The 24,165-nt window shown below is 42.0% G+C and carries 25 protein-coding genes and 1 riboswitch; of the genes, 20 read left to right on the top strand and 5 right to left on the bottom strand.

Going from position 1 to position 24,165, the window contains the following annotated elements; translation table 11 throughout:
* Positions 1–8 precede the first annotated feature (8 nt).
* A complete protein-coding gene (locus H5123_RS02590) occupies positions 9–848 on the bottom strand; it encodes an isopenicillin N synthase family oxygenase (RefSeq protein WP_124015727.1) in 840 nt (279 codons plus the stop codon).
* A gap of 165 nt (positions 849–1,013) precedes the next feature.
* Here H5123_RS02590 and H5123_RS02585 point away from each other — a divergent pair, with 165 nt between their 5' ends.
* Positions 1,014–1,931 (top strand): bifunctional methionine sulfoxide reductase B/A protein, encoded by a 918-nt coding sequence (locus H5123_RS02585; RefSeq protein ID WP_182697077.1) that lies wholly within the window; start codon positions 1,014–1,016, stop codon positions 1,929–1,931.
* A 71-nt stretch (positions 1,932–2,002) separates the two neighbouring features.
* Here H5123_RS02585 and H5123_RS02580 read toward each other — a convergent pair whose 3' ends face one another.
* Together H5123_RS02580 and rne are read right to left on the bottom strand one after the other, a co-directional pair.
* Entirely contained in the window at positions 2,003–3,559 is a 1,557-nt protein-coding gene (locus tag H5123_RS02580; RefSeq protein ID WP_182696942.1) for a SulP family inorganic anion transporter, read from the bottom strand.
* A gap of 193 nt (positions 3,560–3,752) precedes the next feature.
* Complete coding sequence (gene rne / locus H5123_RS02575; protein WP_182696941.1) at positions 3,753–7,145, bottom strand: ribonuclease E; 3,393 nt, start codon at positions 7,143–7,145, stop codon at positions 3,753–3,755.
* A 452-nt stretch (positions 7,146–7,597) separates the two neighbouring features.
* Between rne and H5123_RS02570 the strand changes: the two genes are divergently transcribed.
* The 3 genes from H5123_RS02570 to H5123_RS02560 are packed head-to-tail and all read left to right on the top strand — an operon-like array spanning position 7,598 to position 9,408.
* Positions 7,598–7,783 (top strand): hypothetical protein, encoded by a 186-nt coding sequence (locus tag H5123_RS02570; protein WP_182696940.1) that lies wholly within the window; start codon positions 7,598–7,600, stop codon positions 7,781–7,783.
* Entirely contained in the window at positions 7,773–8,729 is a 957-nt protein-coding gene (rluC, locus tag H5123_RS02565; protein WP_124015730.1) for a 23S rRNA pseudouridine(955/2504/2580) synthase RluC, read from the top strand. The genes H5123_RS02570 and rluC overlap by 11 nt, the downstream gene beginning before the upstream one ends.
* Positions 8,730–8,760: 31 nt before the next feature.
* Positions 8,761–9,408 carry an HAD-IA family hydrolase gene (locus tag H5123_RS02560; RefSeq protein WP_220487530.1) on the top strand — a complete coding sequence of 216 codons (648 nt, stop codon included), beginning with the start codon at positions 8,761–8,763 and terminating at the stop codon, positions 9,406–9,408.
* 180 nt (positions 9,409–9,588) lie between these two features.
* Here H5123_RS02560 and H5123_RS02555 read toward each other — a convergent pair whose 3' ends face one another.
* A complete protein-coding gene (locus H5123_RS02555; RefSeq protein WP_182696939.1) occupies positions 9,589–10,215 on the bottom strand; it encodes a nucleoside triphosphate pyrophosphatase in 627 nt (208 codons plus the stop codon).
* Between the two features lie 248 nt (positions 10,216–10,463).
* On the opposite strand from H5123_RS02555, the gene yceD reads away from it, so the two are divergent.
* The 12 genes from yceD (at position 10,464) to H5123_RS02495 (ending at position 20,062) form a co-directional block, all read left to right on the top strand.
* A complete protein-coding gene (gene yceD, locus H5123_RS02550) occupies positions 10,464–10,988 on the top strand; it encodes a 23S rRNA accumulation protein YceD (RefSeq protein ID WP_124015733.1) in 525 nt (174 codons plus the stop codon).
* Positions 10,989–11,006: 18 nt separating this feature from the next.
* Entirely contained in the window at positions 11,007–11,177 is a 171-nt protein-coding gene (gene rpmF / locus H5123_RS02545; protein ID WP_011636967.1) for a 50S ribosomal protein L32, read from the top strand.
* Between the two features lie 15 nt (positions 11,178–11,192).
* On the top strand, positions 11,193–12,221 hold the full coding sequence (gene plsX, locus H5123_RS02540; protein WP_182696938.1) for a phosphate acyltransferase PlsX: 1,029 nt from the start codon (positions 11,193–11,195) through the stop codon (positions 12,219–12,221).
* 8 nt (positions 12,222–12,229) lie between these two features.
* Positions 12,230–13,189: a beta-ketoacyl-ACP synthase III gene (locus tag H5123_RS02535; RefSeq protein WP_124015735.1), complete on the top strand. Its 960-nt coding sequence runs from the start codon at positions 12,230–12,232 to the stop codon at positions 13,187–13,189.
* A gap of 31 nt (positions 13,190–13,220) precedes the next feature.
* Positions 13,221–14,147: an ACP S-malonyltransferase gene (fabD, locus tag H5123_RS02530; RefSeq protein WP_182696937.1), complete on the top strand. Its 927-nt coding sequence runs from the start codon at positions 13,221–13,223 to the stop codon at positions 14,145–14,147.
* Between the two features lie 10 nt (positions 14,148–14,157).
* Entirely contained in the window at positions 14,158–14,904 is a 747-nt protein-coding gene (gene fabG / locus H5123_RS02525; RefSeq protein ID WP_011636971.1) for a 3-oxoacyl-ACP reductase FabG, read from the top strand.
* Between the two features lie 163 nt (positions 14,905–15,067).
* On the top strand, positions 15,068–15,301 hold the full coding sequence (gene acpP / locus H5123_RS02520) for an acyl carrier protein (RefSeq protein ID WP_011496723.1): 234 nt from the start codon (positions 15,068–15,070) through the stop codon (positions 15,299–15,301).
* A gap of 162 nt (positions 15,302–15,463) precedes the next feature.
* On the top strand, positions 15,464–16,705 hold the full coding sequence (gene fabF, locus H5123_RS02515; protein WP_182696936.1) for a beta-ketoacyl-ACP synthase II: 1,242 nt from the start codon (positions 15,464–15,466) through the stop codon (positions 16,703–16,705).
* A gap of 98 nt (positions 16,706–16,803) precedes the next feature.
* Complete coding sequence (locus H5123_RS02510; protein WP_124015738.1) at positions 16,804–17,292, top strand: acyl-CoA thioesterase; 489 nt, start codon at positions 16,804–16,806, stop codon at positions 17,290–17,292.
* A gap of 14 nt (positions 17,293–17,306) precedes the next feature.
* Positions 17,307–18,182 (top strand): NAD(P)-dependent oxidoreductase, encoded by an 876-nt coding sequence (locus H5123_RS02505; RefSeq protein ID WP_182696935.1) that lies wholly within the window; start codon positions 17,307–17,309, stop codon positions 18,180–18,182.
* Between the two features lie 413 nt (positions 18,183–18,595).
* Complete coding sequence (locus H5123_RS02500; protein ID WP_124015740.1) at positions 18,596–18,931, top strand: tetraheme c-type cytochrome CctA; 336 nt, start codon at positions 18,596–18,598, stop codon at positions 18,929–18,931.
* 501 nt (positions 18,932–19,432) lie between these two features.
* Positions 19,433–20,062, top strand: coding sequence for a LuxR C-terminal-related transcriptional regulator (locus H5123_RS02495; RefSeq protein WP_124015741.1), 630 nt, complete (start codon positions 19,433–19,435; stop codon positions 20,060–20,062).
* Positions 20,063–20,147: 85 nt separating this feature from the next.
* Here H5123_RS02495 and H5123_RS02490 read toward each other — a convergent pair whose 3' ends face one another.
* A complete protein-coding gene (locus H5123_RS02490) occupies positions 20,148–21,905 on the bottom strand; it encodes a M61 family metallopeptidase (protein WP_182696934.1) in 1,758 nt (585 codons plus the stop codon).
* A 204-nt stretch (positions 21,906–22,109) separates the two neighbouring features.
* Between H5123_RS02490 and hinT the strand changes: the two genes are divergently transcribed.
* The 4 genes from hinT (at position 22,110) to H5123_RS02470 (ending at position 23,891) form a co-directional block, all read left to right on the top strand.
* Positions 22,110–22,463, top strand: coding sequence for a purine nucleoside phosphoramidase (hinT, locus tag H5123_RS02485; RefSeq protein ID WP_124015743.1), 354 nt, complete (start codon positions 22,110–22,112; stop codon positions 22,461–22,463).
* On the top strand, positions 22,463–22,972 hold the full coding sequence (locus tag H5123_RS02480; RefSeq protein ID WP_124015744.1) for a PaaI family thioesterase: 510 nt from the start codon (positions 22,463–22,465) through the stop codon (positions 22,970–22,972). Before hinT ends, H5123_RS02480 begins: the two co-directional genes overlap by 1 nt.
* On the top strand, positions 22,969–23,436 hold the full coding sequence (locus tag H5123_RS02475; RefSeq protein ID WP_124015745.1) for a PaaI family thioesterase: 468 nt from the start codon (positions 22,969–22,971) through the stop codon (positions 23,434–23,436). Before H5123_RS02480 ends, H5123_RS02475 begins: the two co-directional genes overlap by 4 nt.
* 62 nt (positions 23,437–23,498) lie before the next feature.
* The gene (locus tag H5123_RS02470; protein ID WP_124015746.1) at positions 23,499–23,891 is read left to right on the top strand and encodes a YcfL family protein; all 393 of its coding nucleotides are present in this window, start codon (positions 23,499–23,501) and stop codon (positions 23,889–23,891) included.
* A gap of 135 nt (positions 23,892–24,026) precedes the next feature.
* Positions 24,027–24,134: riboswitch (TPP riboswitch) on the top strand.
* Positions 24,135–24,165 lie beyond the last annotated feature (31 nt).

The following is a 24,165-nucleotide window of genomic DNA, read 5'->3' as shown; positions in this document are numbered from 1 at the left end:
ATGGGTGCTTAAATTACGCCTAATTCGCGTAATCTTTCCATCAAATAGCTATCAGCCGTATAACGCTCAGATAACACCACTTGTGGATTTGGGTGTAAAAACAGCGGTAACGAGATACGAGACTTGGTTTTGTCTGTGCCTTGAGGATTGATGACTCTGTGAGATGTTGAAGGAAAATAGCCGCCTGAGGCCTCTTGTAACATGTCGCCGATATTAATAATAATGCTACCAAAATCACTTGGCACATCAATCCATTCACCTTCTTTAGTCAGCACTTGTAAGCCAGGCTCATTCGCTGCTGGTAACAAGGTAATTAAGTTAATGTCTTCATGCGCAGCAGCACGGATTGCACCCATTTCCTCATCTCCTTTCATTGGAGGATAATGAAGAATGCGTAACAAGGTTTTTTGGCTTTGCGCAATCATGTCGGGTAACGGAATACTATATTTAGCCGCGACGTCTGCAGGTGTGTACTGTTCAATCCAGCTCAGTAATTCAGACGCTAGCGCATTAGCGTGTTCGTAGTAAGCAAGGATATTCGCCTTTAACGACTCTGGAATGCGTCCCCAAGGGTATACGTGATAATATTCTTTGATATCTTTTACGTTATTGCCTTTGGCCGTTTCAGAAATTGATGCGGGAAAGAAGCCATCATGTGTTTCAGCTTTAAACAAAAAATCATTTTTTTGTTCTGACTGAAAGAAGCTATACCACTCATTATATATATCTTCAACAAGCTGCTTTTGAATTGGGTGGTTAGTAAGTACACCAAAGCCGGTTTCACGCAGTGATTCAACAAAATGTTGGGCACTATTAGGTGCTTGGTAATCAATTGTATTTAGTTTCATTATGTATTTCTTATTAGTGTGTTGACCCACCGTAATGGTAACCTTAGTCACACTCTGCCGCAATTATTTGCGTGATATCACTCCATTTTCATTTGAGCTGAAATGATTGATGACACGTATTCATTATTACTAGACTGTGGCAAACAAACTCAACGAGATCTGACCATGAATAATTTAACTGAATTTGAACAGTATGTGATCGAGCAAAAAGGCACCGAGCGTCCTTTTAGTGGCGAATTTGTTGATCATGATGCACAGGGTGTGTATTTATGTAAAAAATGCCATGCACCACTTTATAAAAGTGAGTATAAATTTAATGCTCATTGTGGCTGGCCAGCATTTGATGATGAAATTAAGGGAGCAGTAAAGCATACACTCGATGCTGATGGTCACAGAACCGAAATTACCTGCGCACAATGCGGTGGTCATCTAGGCCATGTGTTTGAAGGAGAACATTTAACCGATAACAATATCCGTCATTGTGTCAATTCGGTATCAATGATTTTTAAAGGTATTGATGAGCTTCCAGTATCAAATTTAGCTACGCCTTCTTTCGAAAAAGCGACTTTTGGTGCTGGCTGTTTTTGGTGTGTTGAAGCTATTTTTGCTCAGCTAAATGGCGTGCAAAGTGTTAAGTCTGGTTATTGTGGCGGTGATGCTAAAGATGCCAATTATGATGCGGTATGTTCCGGTAAAACAGGCCATGCAGAAGTCGTTCATATTGAATTTGATCCCACGGTTATTCAATATGACACACTCCTTAGTGTATTATTTGAAAGCCACGATCCGACCACACTTAATCAGCAGGGAAATGATAAAGGGCCACAGTATCGTTCAGCTATTTTTGCGCATAACAGTGATCAAATTGATACCGCTAACCGATTTATTAACGCCTTAACTGAACAACAAGTGTGGTCTAGACCGATAGTCACTGAAATAAGTGCATTTGATACATTCTACCCGGCTGAAAGTTATCATGATGAATATTTCGCTAAACACGGGCAACAACCTTATTGTCAGCTAGTGGTTAAGCCAAAATTTGATAAAGTGATGAGTAAGTTTGCTGATAAACGTAAACGTTAAATCAATATTTTTGCAGATAGAAAAAGGGACTGAATATTCAGTCCCTTTTTATTGATTAGCGTATTAATCGTTTAATCCAATTTATCATCGGCTACTTTATAGTGCGGATCTTCAATAAGGTTAACTTCAACTAAATCGCGTGCTTTATGCAGTAGTGCTTTACAATCTTGGCTTAAGTGACGTAAGTGCAACCGCTTTCCTGCCGTAACATAACGTTCAGCTAAGGTATCAATCGCTTCTAATGCTGAATGATCTGCCACTCGTGAATTTTTAAAATCAATAATCACATCTTGGTTATCATTTTCAGCATCAAACAGTTCAAGAAAGTTTGCCACTGAACCAAAGAACAAGGGGCCATTTAAGCGATATATTTTCCAGCCGTTATCATCTTCAGTTATGTCAACATTAATGTGCTTTGCGTGTTCCCATGCAAATACTAAGGCAGATACAATTACACCGACAAACACTGCAAAGGCCAGATCGGTAAAAACAGTGACAGTGGTGACTAATATAATCACAAATGCATCATGCTTAGGTACTTTGTTCATGAATTTGAAGCTGGCCCATTCAAAAGTGCCTATGACCACAATAAACATCACACCAACTAATGCTGCCAGTGGAATAATTTCGATAAACGCCGAACCAAACAGAATAAATGCCAGTAATGCTAATGCTGCCGTGATGCCAGATAAACGACCTCTACCGCCAGAGTTAATGTTAATCATTGACTGGCCGATCATCGCGCAACCACCCATAGCACCAAAGAAACCACTAGTAATGTTGCCCACACCTTGGCCGACACATTCTTTGTTACTTTGGCCACGAGTATTGGTCATTTCGTCAATCACTGTTAGCGTTAATAATGACTCAATTAATCCTACCGCGGCTAAAATACAGGCATAAGGTAATATGATGTAAAAAGTGTCAAAGCTAAATGGCACGCTAGGGATGGCAAATGAAGGCAAGTTACCTGCAATAGTTGCAGCGTCATTGCCACTCATTGTTTTTAGAAAATCCAATACATTACTGGTTTCTAAATTGAAACCTACAGTAATCGCCGTTACCGTTAAAATAGCCACTAAGGATGAAGGCACTGCTGTGGTTAACTTGGGTAAGAAATGGATAATAGCCATGGTTAAAACCACTAAAGCTAGCATGATCATTAAGGGTTCTTGTGCCATCCAAATCATGTTGCCCGCGGCGTCTTTGACTTTAAATTGACCGAGCTGGGCTAAGAAAATTACAATCGCTAACCCGTTTACAAAACCAATCATCACTGGGTAAGGTACGATACGGATAAATTTCCCGAGTTTGAATACGCCCGCTAAAATTTGAATCAGTCCTGCTAACACCACTGCGGCAAATAAGTATTGCACTCCATGTGCAATTACCAGCGATACCATGACCACAGCCATAGCACCCGTGGCACCAGAAATCATGCCAGGCCGACCACCAATTAATGCGGTGATTAGTCCCATAATAAAGGCGGCATAAAGCCCGACCATAGGTTCAACATGAGCGACAAATGCAAAAGCAACGGCTTCAGGTATTAGGGCCAGCGCAACAGTTAATCCTGATAAAATATCGGCTTTGCTACTGCTTGTTTTATGGCGAATAAGATCGAACATTTAACCTCTGTTTTCATTGGTAAGTTAATAAAAAGTGATCAGTATATTAACAAAAAATACTCGTTGGCTGAACTGTGACATCCCTAATGTGATGTTTTAATTCGCTGAGGTATTTTTTATTAATCTTTTCAATAAAAAAGCCATGCTTAGCATGGCTTAATAAATGATGGGGCTAGTGAACCCCTAATTAATGCTACTTTGCCGGGCGAGCCATATCAGCTGATGCACTGTTATTTATTGCGACTTTTGGCGCACTAGTTTCAGTTGCTTGGGCTTCATAAGTACGTCCTTGAGGCACCGCTTTCTGTTCACGAACATCCACTGTAGGTTTAGTCATGTCAGATGACACCATAGAACCGAAGCGACTTGCTTTTACAGGTGCTTTTGCTGCTGTAGTAGTGTCAGTAGAAACAACAGTCTCTACTGCAGGCGCAACGTCTTTAGCAGCAGGTTTAGCTTGACGAACGATTGCCGCAGGTTTGGCCATTGGTGCCGATGCATTAGATGTAACGGCTTTATCCTGCTTGCTTTCTGCGGTTGTTTCTATCGCCTCTAACGATGCTGCCTCAGCGACTAACGCTTGTTTAGCTGGAGCATCAATAGGGGTTTTAGCGATTTCAACTACTGCAGTTTCAACTGTCGCTGCAGTTTCGATTACGTCAGCTGTGTTGACTACCGGAGGTTTTTCAGCTGCTTGCTCTTTTGCTGCAGGAGTGACTGCGACAACGTTAGCTGGCTCAACATCAACCTTAGTCTCTTCAGTATTAGTCACTTCAGTCTTTTTAACATCAGCCTTGACGACTTCTGCCGCTGGAGTAACTGTTGCTGCATCAGTGGCAGTCACAGGCGTTTTAACCTGAGTTTTGGTTTTAGCTTGTTCAGCGTCTAACTGCTTCTCTAGCTCATCATTAGGTGTGAAAACGGCTTGTTGTGTCGACCCAGTTTCATCATCACGACGACGGCGTTGACCAGCAGCACGAAGGTGGCGAGGGCTACGACGACTACGACGTTGACCTTCACGACCTTCAGCTTCACTTTCTGATGCCGTGTCATCGGTATTCGCGCTTTGCTCATCAGTTTCTTTTGCAACATCAGAGTGGGTCGCAACCGTTTCATTAACAGTGTTGTCTTCAGCTGGAGCCGCTTCTGTTTTCACTTCAACGTCAGCTTTCACTTCAACAGCTGGAGTGTCTGTTTCAACTTGGGCAGTAGAGGTAACCTTGGTGATTTCTGTTGCTACATCAGCTGCTTCAACCGCCGCGCCTTCTGCTACTTCGGTCGTTTGCTCTGTTTTCTCTTTACGAGGCTGACGTCGGCTACGTGGTGCTCTAGTCTCTGATTTTTTATCATCAGATGCTTTCGGCTCAACATTGTTGGCTTCAGATGCGATCAGTTCTACTGATGATTCAGTTGATTTACTATCAATAACCTCGGTTGTTGATAATGCTTCATTCTGTTCACTTTCAATACGCACTTTACGACGCATGTTACGACGTTGGCGACGCTCTCTAGCGGCTTCTTGCTTTGGTGATTTCTCTACAGTGGCCTTAGGTTCTGCCACTTTAGCGTCAGCTACTTTGGTTTCGCTAACGGGTAATGCTTTGTCAACTTTGTCAGCTCTTGGTTTATTTTTAGCGTTGTCATCTTGAGCAGTATTTCGACTGTTTCGCTCATTACGCTTGTTCTGAGGACGACCTTCAGTGGTGTCTTTCGATTTGTCACTGTCATTGCGTTGACGACGGCTATCATTGCGCTTGTCATTGCGGTTACCACTATCGTTACGTGTCTCATTACGACGAGTGTTACGACGTGGGTTAGTCTGAGTGCTGTCTTTAGTCTGCGCTGTCGCTTTGGTATCTTTAACCTCAGTTTCATTAGCAGAGAATAGGGCGCTGATTGCTGAGATGACTCGTGAAAACAATCCTGGCTGAGTAGATGCTGTCGCAGGGGCAACATTTACAGGTGCAGTTTTGACGAGATCTTCTGCAGCTTTTTGTGGGGCTGCAAAGCCTTTTAATGCTGGCTCTGGTGATGCCGCGCGCTCTAGTTTACGAGGCTCATACAGTTTTGCTGCTGGCTGTTCTACGCGCTTATAGCTTGATTCACTGACTTCATCGTCACTCTTACGACGTACCACACGGTAATCTGGGGTTTGCATGTGTGCATCTGGAATGATGTACACTTCAACTTGATGACGCTCTTCAGTAATACGGATCGCTTTACGCTTTTCGTTTAATAAGAAAGCCGCCACATCAACTGGCACAATCGCTTCGATTTGTGTGGTGTTTTCTTTAATGGCTTCTTCTTCCATTAAACGTAAAATTGATAGTGCTAATGATTCAGTACTGCGAATAGTACCTTGGCCATGACAACGAGGGCATAAATGTGCTGCAGACTCTTCTAGTGATGGACGTAGGCGTTGACGCGACATTTCCATTAAACCGAAACGAGAAATACGGCCCAATTGAACACGTGCACGGTCATGGTGTACGGCATCACGCAAACGGTTTTCAACTTCACGTTGATGGCGAACAGGGGTCATATCGATAAAGTCGATAACCACTAAACCACCTAAATCGCGAAGACGTAATTGACGTGCAATTTCATCAGCTGCTTCAAGGTTTGTGTTCAGTGCAGTTTCTTCAATATCACCGCCTTTAGTGGCACGGGCAGAGTTGATATCAATAGACGTTAATGCTTCTGTGGGGTCAATAACAATTGATCCGCCTGATGGTAAACGCACTTCACGTTGGAATGCCGACTCGATTTGAGACTCGATCTGGAAGTGAGTAAATAGAGGCACTTCAGAGTCATATAGTTTGACGCGTTCGACAAAATCAGGACGAACTAAACCAATGTGCAGTTTAGCTTCTTCAAAAATTCGTGGATGATCGATAAGGATTTCACCCACATCACGACGTAAATAGTCACGAATAGCACGAACAATGACGTTGCTTTCTTGATGAATTAAGAAGGGGGCAGCCTTGCTTTGAGCGGCTTCTTGAATCGCATCCCAATGATGTTGTAGTACTTTCAAGTCCCACTTTAGTTCTGTTGACTCTTTGCCTACACCAGCCGTACGCACGATTAAGCCCATACCATTAGGTACTTCTAGCTCAGACATCGCTTCTTTAAGTTCGGTGCGCTCATCACCTTCGATACGACGAGAAATACCGCCAGCACGAGGGTTATTTGGCATTAAGACTAGGTAAGAACCAGCAAGACTAATAAAGGTAGTTAATGCAGCGCCCTTGTTGCCACGTTCTTCTTTATCGATTTGAACAATGACTTCTTGGCCTTCTTGCAGGACTTCTTTGATGTTTGGACGGCCTTGGAAGGAATATCCTTTAGGGAAATATTCACGACCAATTTCTTTTAGAGGTAAAAAACCGTGACGATCTGCACCGTAGTCAACAAATGCGGCTTCAAGTGACGGCTCTACGCGAGTGATTTTACCTTTATAGATATTTGATTTTTTCTGTTCATGACCAGGACTTTCGATGTCTAGATCATACAGCTCTTGCCCATCAACTAGGGCTACGCGCAACTCTTCTGATTGAGTTGCATTAATTAACATACGTTTCATGATGACGTGATTCTTCTAAATGAGGTCATCAAACAACACGATCTTTCTGCATTACGGGCCTGAATTAATCGGTATAACCTCACGGCTAGATCCAGGCAATTAGGTGCTCATTACTGTAAAACGCAGTCACTGCGTGTCGCATCCTATTTATGGCTTATTTTCTAGTGTTTACAAAAACAAGGAATTCGTTGACTTACAACCAACCCCATAAATTATGGTATTTTAATCCGTTAATGCCCAAGTCGAATCGGTTTGTTTGATAACAAGCTAAAATGTTGTTCGAATTTGGGGCGATTTACCACAGTTAAATTAAAATCTTTATTGAATACTTACGGTTTAATTGTACAAACGGTTTCTTATCGTTTTTTAATAAATACAATTTGCAAATCAATGATTTGCTACCGGTTAGGTTCATTTTTATAACTGCTAGTTTTTCGCATTTGGTGAAAGTTGTGAACACTTTATCCACTGTTTACTCTCAACCTGTGGGCAAATATAGCAACAATCGCTATTTTCAGCAATCAAAAGCCCATATTCTTTCGCGTATTTATTTGAAGTCCAATGCGGCAATAGCCAAGCATTTACCAGATAAGGTACACTATTACGGTTACTACTATATGGCGCATCATGAATACTGAAACCACCCCCCAAGTTGAATACGTGACTATCGACGAAGATCATTTTGAACAACGCATCGATAATTTTTTGCTGACTAAATTAAAAGGCGTACCGAAAAGCATGATCTATCGGATTGTGCGTAAAGGCGAAGTGCGGGTAAATAAAAAACGCATCAAGCCGGAATATAAATTACAAATCGGAGACATCGTTAGGGTTCCGCCTGTTCGTGTTGCCGAAAAAGACAATCGCAAGGCGCCATCGCCTAATTTATCAAGAGTGTCTCAGCTTGAAGAACGTATCATCCATGAAGACAATCATTTAATTGTGTTAAACAAGCCTGCCGGTATTGCAGTACATGGCGGAAGTGGTGTGGATTATGGTGTGATTGAAGGCTTACGCTCATTGCGTCCACAGCAAAAATTTTTAGAGTTAGTACATCGTTTAGATAAAGATACGTCTGGTGTGTTGCTTGTGGCTAAAAAACGCAGTGCCTTGAAGCATCTGCATGAACAATTACGCAGTAAAACCATGCAAAAAGATTATTTAGCCTTGGTGCGTGGCGAATGGCAGGCAAGTGATAAAGTGGTTAAAGCACCACTGTTAAAAATCACTTTAAAGTCGGGCGAACGCATTGTGCGAGTCAATAAAGAGGGTAAAGAGTCTGAAACCCGCTATAAGATTATGCAGCGTTACCAAGGTTGTACTTTAGTTAAGGCAAGTCCTGTTACAGGACGAACCCATCAGATACGAGTGCATTGTCAGTATGCTGGTCATGCTATTGCTTGTGATGATAAATACAGTGAGCAGCAATTTGATGACAGTATGCGGGCCTTAGGTTTAGACCGTTTGTTTTTGCATGCCGCAGAACTTAAATTTACTCATCCTGAAAATGATCAAGTTATGCAGGTTAAAGCGCCTTTAGACCCAGTGCTACTGAGCACACTTGAGAAGTTGAAAAGAGTATAAAGGCACACAGCAAATAGAGTAGGGCATTATATTGAACAGTAAAGAGAAAGCTTTTGACCTGGTTATTTTTGATTGGGATGGCACGCTAATGGACACTGTGGGTAAAATCGTGTCTTGTATGCAAAATGTCGCTCAAGAATTAATGTTACCCATTCCATCCGAGCAGGAAGTGAGAGATGTCATTGGTTTATCTTTACCCCAAATTATGCCGATTTTATTTGCTGATCATCAAAACCATCAACAAATTATTGATTGTTATCGACGTCACCATGTTGCGAGTGTGCTACTCACGCCTTTATTCGATGGCGTCGAATTACTGATCCGTAATCTATTTGATGCGGGTTATCATTTAGCTATTGCTACAGGGAAAGGTCGACAAGGTCTTGATAATGTATTAGCTCTCACAGGGTTAGGCGATTATTTTCATGCGACCCGTTGCGCCGATGACGCACAAAGTAAGCCGCATCCTGAGATGTTGTATTCGTTATTGGCTCATTTTGATGTTACCGCAGACAGAGCCATTATGATTGGCGATTCAATTCACGACTTAGCCATGGCCAATAATGCTGGCATGGCAAGTATAGGTGTGAGTTATGGTGCCCATAATGAATCAAGACTCAATCTATTAAACCCGCGTGCTATTGTTGATCAGCCTTGTGCGATTCGTGACTATCTTTAATTTTTATGGACGATGTTATGATGATAGTCGCATTACAGCATTGAAGATAAGTGTGTCCGACGCTGTATCGTATTCGCTTCTGTGTGATACTCAGCTTACTTCTGTGTTATGTCTCTTGTTATGACCACATCAAGTACAAACAGCATTATCTATCCCCATCTCCCCTTATTAAATTCGATATCAGTATTTGTTGGTTGAGCATTCTGGTGCTTGACTGAGCACATCTACACCGTGCTGAGCGAGTAAATCTATCAGTTTAATTAATGGTAGACCGATTAGGGTGTTAGGGTCATCACCTTCTAAACGCTCAAACAGAGCTATACCTAACCCTTCACATTTGAAACTTCCGGCACAATATAATGGTTGTTCTGTATTGATGTAGTAGCGAATTTGCTCCACTGATAAATGTTTAAAATGAACCGTGAACGGTTCAACACAAGATAACATTTGTTGATTGGCACTATTGAATACTGCAAGGCCGGTATAAAAAGTAATAGCTTGACCTGATGCCGCGCTTAATTGCGCTATCGCATTGTCTACTGTGTGAGGCTTACCAATAATTTGACCGTTAATCAGTGCAACTTGATCCGAACCAATAATTAATTGCGGCACTGATTTGTTCTCTATTAGTTGGGCGCCTGCGAATGCTTTTTGTTCGGCTAAGCGTTTGACTAAAGATAATGCAGTTTCATCTTTTGCTGGGGATTCATCAATATTAGGGTTAACACAGTTAAACGGCAGCATTAATTTAGCTAATAATTGCTGACGAAAAGGTGAGGTTGATGCAAGTACAAGATTGAATTCCATTGGCTTTGTTTCAGTATTTGTTGGCTAATAACAGAATATTAGTCAGTTTACTGTATTCATCTATGCAAATGGAGCATTTTTATCGAGTAATGCTTGTGTGATTGGGTTGGGTTCGGTAAAATTTGCCAACTTTCAAATTCAATGCCGGATTTAAAGAGTACCTAAAGTTCGTTATTAGGTAAGGTTACCGTATTTTTACGGAAATTTTCTTTGACTCCAGCGTTTTCAAACTATAATATGCGCGCCTTATGCAAACAGTAAAGATACCGGTTTCAATTGATCCTATACGCGCTGCCTCTAGCGGCCTTCGTTATGAAGGTATCATTTTAGGCAAGCAACTAAAGCGATTAAGCGAGTTATGTGCCGGCGACTGTTCCGACGTAGTTGTGTCGTTGGAATGTGGCGTCGATTTACAGGGGATAGTCTACCTTCGCGGGAAGGCTGTGACGGAGCTCACTCTGCTATGTCAACGTTGCATGACACAATTTACTACTGAGGTTACGGTCGACTTTTGTTTTAGTCCTTGTAAGACTGAGGCAGAAATCGATGAGCTCCCGGATGCGTATGACCCAATTGAGTGTAATGAGATTGGTGAAGTACGTCTGCATCAATTGATTGAAGATGAATTGATAGTCGCTATGCCTATCATCCCGATGCACGATGATAATAATTGTAAGTCTGGGTCGAAAGATATAGTTGTAGGCGAGATCGAACCCGCTCATGAGGAGCGTCCAAATCCGTTTGCAGTGTTAGAAAAACTGAAGAGCAAGTAATCGTAGGAGACAGGTCCAATGGCTGTACAACAGAATAAAAAATCACGTTCAAAGCGCGGAATGCGTCGTTCACATGATTCATTGAGCACTGCTCAATTGTCAGTAGACGCAACTAGTGGTGAATTACATCTACGTCACAACGTGACTGCTGATGGTTTTTACCGCGGTAAAAAGGTTATCAACAAGTAATTTGTTGCTAATTGAATGACAAATCTGACGCTTGCGTTAGATGCGATGGGGGGCGATCACGGCCCCCACGTGACAGTGCCTGCAGCCTTGCAGGCATTGAAATTTAATACATCCCTAAAAATTATTTTGGTTGGCAATCAAACCGAAATAGAAAAATATATACCTCAAGCTGATCCAACAACTTTATCCCGCATTGAAATAATTCATACCACTGAAGCTGTCACTATGTGTGATAGGCCCATTCATGCTTTGCGTTCACGTAAAAATAGCTCAATGAAAATTGCTATTGAACTGGTGCGCGATGGAAAAGCAGCTGCCTGCGTTAGCGCGGGTAACACGGGGGCGTTGATGGCGATGGCTAAGGTATTATTAAAAACCTTACCAGGCATTGATAGACCAGCATTGGTATCTTGTTTACCAGCTATGACAGGCAAGCCTGTTTATCTGCTGGATTTAGGCGCCAATGTTTCTTGCGATTCCGAGACTTTATTTCAGTTTGCTATTATGGGGTCGGTATTGTGTGAAGCTGTTCATAAAAAGTCCCGGCCGAAAGTGGCATTATTGAACGTTGGTATTGAAGCGATTAAAGGGAATGACCAAGTCCAACAGGCTGGCCAAATTCTTCAACATACGGACCAAATTAATTATATTGGTTTTGTAGAAGGCGATGAAATTTATACCGGTAATGTTGATGTGATCGTTTGTGACGGATTTGTCGGCAACATCACCTTAAAAACCTCAGAGGGCATTGCCAAGCTATTAGTTCATCAATTAAAACGCGGCTTAAATGATGGTTTTTTTGTGCGTTTACTCTCCAAACTCATCGCTCCTCGCATACAAGCAGTACTCAGTAAGATGAACCCCGACCACTATAACGGTGCAAGTCTGATAGGATTGCGCGGAATAGTAGTAAAGAGTCATGGTAACGCGGATGAAGCTGCATTTTTACAAGCATTAAATTTAGCAGCAACAGAAGCAAAACGTCGTCTTCCTGAAATGATTAAAGATCGTTTGGAGTCGATTCTTTTAGACATCAATAGCTGATCTCATATATGCACACAAAAATTCTCGGAACAGGTAGCTATCTACCTGTGCAAGTTCGTAGCAATCAAGATCTTGAAAAAATGGTTGAAACCAGTGACCAATGGATTGTTGATCGAACCGGTATCTCTGAGCGGCGTATTGCTGCAACAGACGAATCGGTTTCAACAATGGGTTATCAAGCGGCATTAAAAGCGCTTGAAATGGCTGGGATAGAAGCCAGTGATCTTGATATGATTGTTTGCGGAACCACAAGTGCATCAAACGCATTTCCTGCAGCTGCATGCGAAATTCAAGCCTTATTAGGCGTCAAAAATATTCCTGCCTTTGATATTGCAGCCGCATGTTCTGGTTTTATTTATGCCTTATCCGTTGCAGATCAATTTGTTAAAAATGGTTCTGCTAAAAAAGTATTAGTCATTGGTTCAGATGTATTGTCGCGGATGTGTGATCCTTCTGATCGCTCCACGGTGATTTTGTTTGGTGATGGCGCTGGCGCTGCGATTATTGGTGTCAGTGATACTCCAGGTATTATTGCAACCCATATTTATGCAGATGGTAGCCAAGGGGACTTATTAAAATGTTCTTTCCCGCCTCGCGCCAATGAAAGTTCTACAGCGGTCGGTTTTATGACGATGAAAGGCAACGATGTCTTTAAAGTGGCCGTGACACAGTTATCGAATGTCGTCACCGAAACCCTGCGCCTTAATAATGTCGATAAATCTGAAATTGACTGGTTAGTACCACATCAAGCTAACTTTCGCATTATCAATGCCACAGCAAAAAAATTGAACATGAGCTTAGATAAAGTGGTGCTTACCTTAGCTAGGCATGGTAATACCTCAGCCGCTTCCGTACCAATTGCATTAGATGAAGCCGTTCGTGACGGCCGAATTCAGCGTGGTCAATTACTATTGCTGGAAGCCTTCGGTGGCGGTTTCGCTTGGGGCAGTGCATTAATTCGTTTTTAATTTTTAAATTATTTTTTACAGGTAACCGTTTATGGAAAATGTTGCTTTTGTATTCCCTGGTCAAGGTTCTCAGGCCGTAGGGATGTTAGCTGAATTAGCTCAAACTCATGCCATTATTGGCCAAACCTTTGCCGAGGCGAGTGATGCTTTAGGTTATGATTTATGGGATCTTGTTGCCAATGGCCCAGCTGAAACCTTAAATGAAACCGATAAAACTCAGCCTGCATTACTCACAGCAAGTGTGGCTATTTGGCGGGCATATCTAGCGTCTAACAAGCCTATGCCTTCCATACTTGCAGGCCATAGTCTTGGAGAATATTCTGCTTTAGTATGTGCCGGGGTGATTGAATTTACCGATGCTGTTAAATTGGTTGAGCTACGCGGGAAATTAATGCAACAAGCTGTACCTGCGGGTTCTGGAGCTATGTTTGCCATTATTGGACTTGCTGATGAGGCTATTGCCACTGCATGTGCGGAATCTGCGCAAGGTGATGTAGTGAGTCCTGTGAATTACAATAGTCCAGGGCAAGTTGTTATAGCGGGTGAAAAAGCCGCTGTAGAGCGCGCAGCCGCTGCGTGTAAAGCTGCAGGTGCTAAAATGGCAGTCGCGCTACCTGTTAGCGTTCCGTCCCATTGTGCATTAATGAAGCCTGCAGCCGATGAATTAGCTAAAGCCTTAATTGAGATGAGGTTTTCTGAGCCTAGCATCAAGGTAATCAATAACGTTGATGTGGCAATGCCAACCGACGCTCAAGCAATTAAAGATGCGTTAGTGCGCCAATTGTATTGCCCGGTACGGTGGAGCGAAACTGTTGAGTGTATGGCGACACAAGGTGTTACAAAATTAGTAGAGTGTGGACCTGGTAAAGTATTAACCGGTTTAACAAAAAGAATTAATAAATCGATATCCGCTCAAGCGGTTAATGATGTTGCTTCATTCGCAGCATTAGTCGAATAAAGGAGTTGATATGAGCTTTAGCATTAATTTAGACGGTAAGGTTGCATTAGTCACAGGTGCTAGCCGTGGTATTGGCCGCGCAATTGCAGAGTCGTTAGTACAAGCGGGTGCCATGGTTATTGGCACAGCAACCAGTGAAAAAGGTGCAGCGGCGATTCAAGCTTACCTAGGTGACAAAGGCTTCGGGATGGTGTTAAATGTCACTGATAGCCAGTCAGTGGCTGATTTATATAGCCAGATCAAAGAAAAAGCCGGTGAAGTTGATATTCTTATTAACAACGCAGGCATTACTCGTGATAATTTACTGATGCGAATGAAAGATGATGAGTGGCAAGATATCATTGACACCAATTTGACATCATTATTTAAATTGTCTAAACCAGTAATGCGATCTATGATGAAAAAACGTTTCGGACGTATAATCAGCATTGGATCAGTTGTGGGTACAATGGGTAATGCTGGCCAAGTTAATTACTCGGCGGCTAAAGCGGGTTTGATTGGATTTACAAAATCTCTTGCAAGAGAGGTTGCATCTCGTCAAATAACAGTGAATGCTATTGCACCTGGATTTATTCAGACAGATATGACAGATGAGCTGACAGTAGAGCAGCAACAAGCTATCATGTCGCAAGTTCCGATGGAACGATTAGGGCAAGCACAAGAAATTGCCAATGCAGTATTGTTTTTGGCCTCGGATTCAGCCGCTTACATCACAGGCGAAACATTGCATGTGAATGGCGGCATGTACATGGTTTAAGAGCGATAGGTAGGTAACTACCTTCATTTGAGTCAGTGTTAGTGATAATTCAATGTCATTTTTTGTGGTTAGACCACAAAATCTAAGCTTGCATTGTTATCTAATTCGAATAAACTACTCGCAATCTTACGCAAGTGCGTAATTTGAATAGGAAAGAAAACTAATGAGCAACATCGAAGAACGTGTAAAGAAAATCATCATCGAGCAACTTGGCGTTAAAGAAGAAGACGTTAAATCAGCTGCTTCTTTTGTAGACGATTTAGGCGCTGATTCTCTAGACACTGTTGAATTGGTTATGGCTCTAGAAGAAGAGTTTGATACCGAGATCCCTGACGAAGAAGCTGAAAAGATCACTACTGTTCAAGCAGCGATCGATTACGTTTCTAAGAATCAGTAATCAAGAATTCACAAAAACAGGCGGCATTTATGCCGCCTGTTTTTGTTTAAAGCATTTGTAAACGCTCGTTCCATTTAATTGCACTAGAACACCCTTCCTTATATCTCTTTAGCTTTATCGCAATAATGGCATCGTGGCAGATTTTATTTAAAGGTGAATATCATGTCTAAACGTCGTGTCGTCATCACAGGTCTTGGTCTTGTGACTCCTGTGGGTAATGATGTCGAATCTTCTTGGAATGCCTTATTGGCTGGTCACAGTGGTATTGCTCCCATTACTAAGTTTGATGCGAGTGAATATAGCACTCGCTTTAGCGGCTCAGTCAAAGATTTTGATATCGAAAAATACTTAACCAAAAAAGATGCCCGTAAAATGGACTTATTTATCCAGTACGGTATGGCTGCGGGTATTCAAGCGGTGCAAGATTCTGGCCTCGATATGAGCCAAGAGAATCCCGCTCGAATCGGTACCGCGATTGGTGCTGGTATGGGCGGCATGTGGTTAATTGAACAAGGTCATTCAGCTTTGCTCAATGGTGGCCCGCGCAAAGTGTCACCATTTTTTGTCCCTAGTACCATTATCAACATGATAGCGGGTCATTTGTCGATTATGTATGGCATGACAGGTCCTAACTTTGCAGTGACAACAGCCTGTACTACGGGTGTACACAATATCGGTTTTGCCGCACGTACTATTGCTTATGGTGATGCCGATGTAATGGTTGCCGGTGGCGCTGAAGATGTGACTAGTCCATTAGGTGTTGCAGGTTTTAGTGCAGCTAAAGCATTATCTACTCGTAATGACGATCCCAAAGCAGCCAGTCGTCCTTGGGACAAAGACCGTGACGGCTTTGTTATTGGTGATGGTGCCGGTGTCATTGTGATGGAAGAATATGAACGAGCTAAAGCCCGCGGAGCTAAAATTTACGGCGAGTTAGTTGGTTTTGGTATGAGTGGTGATGCATTCCACATGACATCGCCACCTAGTGATGGTGCGGGTGCGGCGGCGGCAATGGTTAATGCCATTAATGATGCGCAAATTAAAAAAGAGCAAGTGGGCTATATTAATGCCCATGGCACATCTACCAATGCGGGTGATAAAGCTGAAGCTGCAGCTGTAAAGTCGGTATTTGGCCCTTATGCTTATGAGGTGCTGGTGAGTTCGACTAAATCAATGACCGGACATTTATTAGGTGCCGCGGGGGCGGTAGAGGCCATTTTTACTTTGCTTGCGCTGCGCGATCAACATGTTCCACCAACGATTAATTTAGACAATCCAGATGAAGGTTGCGACTTAGATTTTGTTGCCCATACATCTCGTCGCCATCAATTTGATTATGCTTTATGTAACTCATTTGGTTTCGGCGGCACCAATGGTTCTTTATTATTCAAAAAAATCGATTAGTTTCGTTAAGCTAAAAAAAGCGCCTCTGGCGCTTTTTTTGTAATAACACAAAGTGTATCGTTATTTATAGGTACATCTTGCGATCATCAGGAGGTTTTATGGCCGGTAAAGATAGACAACTTACACTACGTTTTTTGGCTGAGCCTGCAGATGTCAATTTTGGTGGAAAGGTGCACGGCGGTGCGGTTATGAAATGGATCGATTTAGCCGCTTATGCCGCTGCCGCAGGATGGAGTGGTAAATACTGTATTACGGTTTACGCTGGTGGTATTCGCTTTGTTAAACCTATTCACGTAGGTAATATTGTTGAAGTGACTGGTAAAGTGATTTATACCGGTACTACATCGATGCATATTGCTATTGACGTTAAAGCCGGTGACCCTAAAGAGTCAGAACGTCATTTAACCACCCATTGTATTGTCATTATGGTTGCTGTAGATGATGACGGTAATCCTATCTCAGTTCCAGAATGGATCCCCACTACCGCTGATGATATTCGTTTGCGTGATAGTGCTATGCGATTAATGGATATGCGTAAACGTATCGGGGCTGAAATGGAAGCCCACGTTAAACCTTCAGTTGTTTAAATAAAGAGGATGATATGGCCAAAGTAGCATTTATTGGTTTAGGCGTTATGGGATACCCTATGGCGGGACATTTAGTTAAGCAAGGGCATGATGTTACTGTGTACAACCGCACTGCCAGTAAAGCTCAACAATGGGTTGAACAGCATGGTGGTAAGGCTGCAGATACGCCAAAAGATGCAGCTAAAGGTCAAGATGTTGTTTTTACCTGTGTGGGTAATGATGATGACTTACGCCAGGTCGTCTTAGGTGAACATGGTGTCGTTCATGGCATGCATGCGGGGGCCATTTTAGTTGACCATACTACGGCTTCTGCCGATGTTGCCCGTGAAATTGCTGCACATATTGAGCCGCTAAGTATCGCTTTTTTAGATGCGCCTGTTTCTGGTGGCCAAGCGGGTGCCGAGAATGGTGTATTAACGGTAATGATGGGTGGCGAGCAAGCGCATTTTGATACAGTTAAGCCTGTTATTGAAGCGTATAGTCGTTGCGCTGAGCTATTGGGGCCTGTCGGTGCGGGACAATTAACCAAAATGGTTAACCAAATCTGTATTGCTGGTGTGGTGCAAGGTTTAGCGGAAGGACTTCATTTTGCTAAAAGTGCCGGTTTAGATGGCTTGAAAGTGATTGAGGTCATCAGCAAAGGTGCAGCGCAAAGTTGGCAGATGGAAAACCGCTATCAAACCATGTGGCAAGGTAAATACGATTTTGGTTTTGCTATTGATTGGATGCGTAAAGATTTAGGCATTGCCCTCGATGAAGCTCGTCGCAATGGCAGCCATTTACCCGTAGCAGCGTTAGTTGATCAGTTTTACTCAGAGGTTCAGGCCATGAAAGGTAACCGCTGGGATACCTCTAGTTTACTTGCTCGTCTAGAAAAATCGCGTGATTAGTATTCATAATTTGTTGTAATAAAGTGCTATTACAGTAAAAAGCTCCGATTTTTATCGGGGCTTTTTTATTGACGATAAATAAGTAAATCGTCATTTATCTGCGTCCGTCTTTTTAATGCTAGTAAATTTATTGAATAAAAACCATCGAGTTACATGATGTAGCGCACATATTCAAAGTATTAACGCTGCTATTATCATTCCATCTAAATTAATTTTGCTTAAAGTGGATTGATTAACTAAGTTTATATTGCCCATCAATTTTAGACTACTTTATAAGTTGTTTAATAAATCGTTGGTAAATCATTTATAAACTAGGTTGTTGAGTAAGCCATAAGTAAAGTGTTGTGCTGCAGTGTGATGACCCGCGTCAGATAAAAAGAATGTGGGCATACGCTAAATTGGAGGAATGAATAGTGAACAATAAACTACTAAGCGCATTGTTTGCGGCTGGTTTTGCGGTAATGATGATGTCTTCTGCATCATTTGCTGCTGATCAGACGCTCGCAGAGTTTCACGTTGAGATGGGTGGTTGTGAAAACTGTCATGCTAATGAAGAACCGTCTGCTGATGGTGCTTATGAATTTGAACAATGTCAAAGTTGTCATGGCACACTAGCCGAAATGGACGAAAATCATAAGCCACATGATGGTGTCTTAATGTGCGCAGATTGTCATGCACCACATGAAGCCAAAGTAGGTGATAAACCAACATGTGATACATGCCATGATGATGGTCGTACAGCAAAATAAGCTATCTTTGATGGCAAAAAATACCGACATTTTGTCGGTATTTTTGTTTCTATTAGACGAATGTTACCGTGTTATTGTTGCTAGAAATATCTTCTTGTCGCTGAATAAAGAGTATCCAATCAAATTACGCTTATCAAAAGTGGTCCTGGCATAGACCTTTTCTGCTCATTAACCATCTAGGTAAGTAATCTCAATAACGTTTTTATATGACTTAGCCGTGTCAATTTGACTGGGCTAGTGGAGATAATGGCTCAAAAGCGTCACGTCATTTTTATTTTATTAGCTTAAAGTTAGGCATTCTTCAATCAAGTTAACTAGAATGAGATAACGTCAATAATCAATTGCCAATCAGTACTGATCACTAGTATTAAGGTCTATTTTTGATTGTTTTGATTATTCTTTTGACTGATATGCAGACGAGGCCATGGTTGTTAGTATTACCTTGTTTGAATATAGGTTTAGCATTGAAGGCTGTTGATTTAATCACATGGAGTGTATCAAATGTTTAAAGTCGTAAATTGGATGATAGTATCGAGGTCTGAGTTATTAGTCGATTTGCTCGATTGCCGATGGCCACAAGAGTTTTTGGTTAAATTAACTAAAACCCAGCCTAGCAATATGGCTAAAATGTTAGCAGTTGAACCGATTGTGATAGTTTTTTTTGACCTATCAACCATAGATTTACAACAAGCCTATCAATTACAACGCCTGATTGAACGTGAATATTGCTCTATTCATACTGTGTTTATCAATTTCCCTAAGCAGCTTGATACCCGATTTCTTATTCATCCTTTAACGATAGGAGTGTTTTATACTGATAGCAGCCTTGCAGAAATTAGCATTGGTTTAAATGACATAATGAAAGGTCGAAGAGTCATACCGCAGGATTTATTACGTTCAATGGTGGACGATGATAATCATGATGATAATGAGCAGTTAACAATCCGCGAACGTGAAGTGCTACAAACCTTGCTAACTGGCAGTACCAATTTAGACATAGCTAACCAATTATTTGTAAGTGAATCAACCATCAAAACGCATTTATATCGCGCCTTTAGAAAAATCGGTGTGTCTAGTCGTGGCCAAGCAATTGCTTGGGCGCAAACTCACATGCATGAAGTAAGGTTATAAGCACTTGCTTGTCGGTTAATCATATGGCGAAAAAACACAAGATAAAAAGAGGTATACAAAGATACCTCTTTTTATTTTTGAGTGATTAACCAAGCCACAATGATGTTTTAGATGCATCTTTGATGCTAAGGGAAATAGTATCTAAAGCGGCTTCACTAATTGGCAAGGTTCCTTGCATCAGTTCATCACGTCTAAACCAGTGTAGGCTGATTTGCTCACCAACCGTCAAGCTTTGCAATTGCTGTTCAAATTGTGCTGTAACTTGTAAATTATCTGCTGCAATTAATAAATCACCCGCACTAAGACCCGCTTGATGGGCCGGACTGTGTTGGATGACGCTCAACACTTTTAAGCCCAACGATTCCGCTTTTGTTCTAGCACCAAAGCCAATGTTAAAGCCTTTAGCATCACCGCCACCTAAATCTGTGTTACCTTCGCTTGCTCGAAGCGTCATAGACACCCCTACCTGAGCCAGTAAGGCTTCAAGCGGTATATCATCACAGCTATTGAGGTAAGCAAATACATCATCACATGGACGTTTTAGGATGGTTTCAACAATCCGTTGATGGCTAAGCGGATCGGTACCGACACCGGTTAAGCCGTATTGTTGCCAAAGCTGACGCATAACATCGTCTAAACTTTTTTGCCCCTGGGTTTCAATGCGAAGGGTTAAATCTAAAAATAACCCAAACAGTGCCCCTTTGGTGTAATAGCTGACAATGGCATTAGCGGCATTTTCATCTTGCTTATAAAACTTGGTCCAAGCATTAAAACTTGACTGTTTTAGGGTTTGCTTAAAACGACCTTGACCTCTATATACTCGGGTCATAATTTGGCTAAGCAAGGTAAGGTAAGCGACTTGATCAATACATTGAGATTTAAAGGTAATTAAATCATCATAGTACGAAGTAATCCCCTCATATGCCCATAGTTGCTCTGTGTAAGACTCTTGCGATAAATCAAATGGGCTAAATTCAGCCGGTTTAATTCGTTTCACATTCCATGAGTGAAAGTATTCATGGCTGCACAGTGACAAATAAGTGCGGTAACCTTTATCGACTGGTGCTTCTAACGACTGAGGTAAATCATTACGTGAACACATTAGTGCAGTTGAGGTTTTATGCTCTAAGCCACCAAAACCATTGTCTAACACTGTGGTCATAAATACATAGCGTTCAAAAGGAGCTGGAGTGCCAAATAAATTGATTTGGTATTCGCATATGGCTTTAAGATCTTTGGCTAAGCGAGCCATGTTGGCTCTATGCTTACCACTTAATACGATATCGTGAGGCACGCCGGCTGCATAAAATGTCTCTATGGTTAGCTCGCCCATTTCAACCGGATGATCGATTAAGTCGTCATAGTTTTCCGCACTAAAATCACCAAAGCCGAATTGCTCGCCAGTGGTTCGAGTCATGCTGGTGGCCAAGATCCAATGGGATAATTCAGCTAGTGCTGGTGTTGCAATTGTGACTCTATGTGATTGAGATTCCAGCCCTTTAGCGGCTAAAAACACACTACTGCCATTGAAGAAGCCATGATTAGTGTCCAAATGTGCAGTGCGGACAGACAAGTCCCAAGCATAAATTTGGTAGCATAAGGTAATATGGCTACCCTGATTATTTAACTGCCAGGTTTGTTTGTCTATTTGAGTAACGGATAGCGGTTGTTGATTTTCTTTAGCATCAATTTCAATTATGTTTTTAGCAAAATCGCGGATCATGTAGCTACCGGGTAGCCAAGCGGGTAAACAAAAAACTTGTGATGGAGATGCTTCAGAGACAGTTAACGTGACTTCAAATAAGTGTGCTTTTGGATCGATCGCATGGATATGGTAATGCATAAAGAATTCCGAATAAGTAGGCGAGTCACAATCAAAACGATTGAGCTATAATCGACAATGCTGCCAAAAATGCCGACGTTAAGCAAACGAATCCCATTTTGAGCAAAAGATTATCCATAATGAGCGGTTTTACTGGAGTGATAGTTCAAAGAATTGATAGTATTATCAAAAGCAACAATGCAGTTATTTAATGAGGGCCCCAAAATGGCTGAAGAAACCATATTTAGCAAAATTATTCGTCGTGAAATTCCAGCGGATATTTTATATCAAGATGATTTAGTTACTGCATTTAGGGATATTGCACCGCAAGCTCCTACCCATATTTTGATTATTCCTAACCATCTAATCGCCACGACTAATGATGTTAAGGCCTCTGATGAACAAGCATTAGGCCGGATGATGACGGTCGCGGCTAAACTTGCTGATGAAGCCGGTATTGCACAAGACGGTTATCGATTAATTATGAATTGTAATAAACACGCTGGCCAAGAGGTTTATCATATCCATATACATCTTTTGGGCGGTAAGCCGTTAGGCCCAATGCTGAGTCGTGACTAATGAAAATCAACAGCGATTTTTTTCCGTTAACCGAAGTGGCTAGTCGATTTGTTAATCAGTTAGCTCAATGCCGCCGTTTAGGGCTTACTGTCCAAGAGGCCAGTGAGCATCACGTGCTTATTGAGTTACCTTACAGCCAAGACATCATTGGTTATCCTGACACCGGGGTGATCCATGGCGGGGTGATTACCACCCTAATAGACACCGCCTGTGGCACGGCAGTGGTATGTGCAATATTAAAAAAATATCAATCGTTAGAATTGTCACCGACACTGGATTTACGGGTCGATTACATGAAACCTGCTGAGCCGCATAAATCGGTTTATGGGTTTGCAGAATGCTATCGATTATCGCCAAGCGTGGCTTTTACCCGCGCGATAGCTTACCAAGACAGTATTGATGAACCTATTGCTCACGCAGTGGGATCGTTTATGCGCATTAGCCCAGAAATGGTTGGTGAATCGTTTCGGCAAGCATTAATGGGTAATTTGCCGGAGACGAAATCATGAGTGAGCCAAGCAATATCAGTACGCAAACGGGTTTAGATGTTCAAGATGTGGTCAAACGGGCCATAGAGTTAAATGACTATAGTTACCTTCTTGAAAAAGTACCTTACTCACAATTTATAGGTATGTCTGTGGCGCGTTTTGGCGATGAAATGGTATTTAAATTACCCGCTAAAGATGACAATATTGGTAATCCTATATTACCTGCTATTCACGGTGGTGTGCTTGCTGGGTTTATGGAAATGTCAGCTATTGTGCAGTTAATGGTGTTTATGCAAGCTAAGAAAGTGCCTAAAATTGTCGATTTTTCAATTGATTATTTACGCGCAGGTTTGCATCAAGACACCTTTGCTGAATGCAAAATTACTCGCCAAGGTCGTAGAGTCGCAAACGTCAGCATGAACTGTTGGCAAACCAACCGCAAGCAGCTGATTGCGACAGCACGAGCACATTTTCTACTGGATTAGTCATGATGTGCTGCTGTGTTAGAGACAAGTTCAATTGCATCTATTTATTAAGGGAATATTGTATGAAAACATCATTATTATGTCTTATCGCTTCTGCGCTGTTACTTTCGGCTTGTGCGCATAATACTGCGGGTATCTCTGCTAATTCTAGTGGCCAACTTAGGGTTGATAATACCTCATTTGCTCGTGACGTTAACGTGACCGATGTTTCATCACTTATGGTCGCAGACTTAATCAAAGCGTCAGCATTGATTCAAAGCCAATCGAGTACTGATTTGCGTATTCAATACAAATTCACTTGGTTCGATGCGAGTGGATTTACCGTTGAAGATGAAGCAAGCAGCTGGAAATCAGTTAAGTTACATGGCAAGCAGCAGTTACAAGTCGGTGCGGTTGCGCCCAATTCGCAAGTCACCCGATTTGAGGTCTATGTGAGGCAAGCATTCTCCAATTAGACTCCATTATCATTAGCTTGAAGCTTATTTATGACAATAATCGATGTGATTTAGTGTGAGGGTTAATTAATTGCATTGTTGAGTTATCAAATTGTGTCACTGCTCGTGTATTCATATTGAAGTTAGTTTATAATCGAGACCGCCAAGGGGTGTTCAGTAAAACCTGAACTGAGATGTCTGTATGACGAACCCTTAGAACCTGATCCGGCTTATACCGGCGTAGGAATGGGCCACACTATAACTCGGTGCACCTCTTATTCGCTACTCTTGCCGG

This window comes from Shewanella sp. SR43-4 (assembly GCF_014163845.1).
In the GTDB taxonomy this organism is placed as follows: Bacteria; Pseudomonadota; Gammaproteobacteria; order Enterobacterales; family Shewanellaceae; genus Shewanella; species Shewanella vesiculosa.
This window is presented reverse-complemented; position numbering and strand designations above follow the sequence as displayed.

Bases quoted from the DNA above. Each gene is read 5' to 3' on its own strand.
- plsX (WP_182696938.1), top strand. From the start codon at position 11,193: ATGACAAATCTGACGCTTGCGTTAGATGCGATGGGGGGCGATCACGGC.
- rluC (WP_124015730.1), top strand. From the start codon at position 7,773: ATGAATACTGAAACCACCCCCCAAGTTGAATACGTGACTATCGACGAA.
- H5123_RS02535 (WP_124015735.1), top strand. From the start codon at position 12,230: ATGCACACAAAAATTCTCGGAACAGGTAGCTATCTACCTGTGCAAGTT.
- H5123_RS02470 (WP_124015746.1), top strand. From the start codon at position 23,499: ATGAAAACATCATTATTATGTCTTATCGCTTCTGCGCTGTTACTTTCG.
- H5123_RS02505 (WP_182696935.1), top strand. From the start codon at position 17,307: ATGGCCAAAGTAGCATTTATTGGTTTAGGCGTTATGGGATACCCTATG.
- rne (WP_182696941.1), bottom strand. From the start codon at position 7,145: ATGAAACGTATGTTAATTAATGCAACTCAATCAGAAGAGTTGCGCGTA.
- H5123_RS02590 (WP_124015727.1), bottom strand. From the start codon at position 848: ATGAAACTAAATACAATTGATTACCAAGCACCTAATAGTGCCCAACAT.
- H5123_RS02510 (WP_124015738.1), top strand. From the start codon at position 16,804: ATGGCCGGTAAAGATAGACAACTTACACTACGTTTTTTGGCTGAGCCT.
- hinT (WP_124015743.1), top strand. From the start codon at position 22,110: ATGGCTGAAGAAACCATATTTAGCAAAATTATTCGTCGTGAAATTCCA.
- acpP (WP_011496723.1), top strand. From the start codon at position 15,068: ATGAGCAACATCGAAGAACGTGTAAAGAAAATCATCATCGAGCAACTT.
- rpmF (WP_011636967.1), top strand. From the start codon at position 11,007: ATGGCTGTACAACAGAATAAAAAATCACGTTCAAAGCGCGGAATGCGT.
- fabD (WP_182696937.1), top strand. From the start codon at position 13,221: ATGGAAAATGTTGCTTTTGTATTCCCTGGTCAAGGTTCTCAGGCCGTA.
- H5123_RS02475 (WP_124015745.1), top strand. From the start codon at position 22,969: ATGAGTGAGCCAAGCAATATCAGTACGCAAACGGGTTTAGATGTTCAA.
- fabG (WP_011636971.1), top strand. From the start codon at position 14,158: ATGAGCTTTAGCATTAATTTAGACGGTAAGGTTGCATTAGTCACAGGT.
- H5123_RS02495 (WP_124015741.1), top strand. From the start codon at position 19,433: ATGTTTAAAGTCGTAAATTGGATGATAGTATCGAGGTCTGAGTTATTA.
- H5123_RS02585 (WP_182697077.1), top strand. From the start codon at position 1,014: ATGAATAATTTAACTGAATTTGAACAGTATGTGATCGAGCAAAAAGGC.
- yceD (WP_124015733.1), top strand. From the start codon at position 10,464: ATGCAAACAGTAAAGATACCGGTTTCAATTGATCCTATACGCGCTGCC.
- H5123_RS02490 (WP_182696934.1), bottom strand. From the start codon at position 21,905: ATGCATTACCATATCCATGCGATCGATCCAAAAGCACACTTATTTGAA.
- H5123_RS02580 (WP_182696942.1), bottom strand. From the start codon at position 3,559: ATGTTCGATCTTATTCGCCATAAAACAAGCAGTAGCAAAGCCGATATT.
- H5123_RS02480 (WP_124015744.1), top strand. From the start codon at position 22,463: ATGAAAATCAACAGCGATTTTTTTCCGTTAACCGAAGTGGCTAGTCGA.
- H5123_RS02555 (WP_182696939.1), bottom strand. From the start codon at position 10,215: ATGGAATTCAATCTTGTACTTGCATCAACCTCACCTTTTCGTCAGCAA.
- fabF (WP_182696936.1), top strand. From the start codon at position 15,464: ATGTCTAAACGTCGTGTCGTCATCACAGGTCTTGGTCTTGTGACTCCT.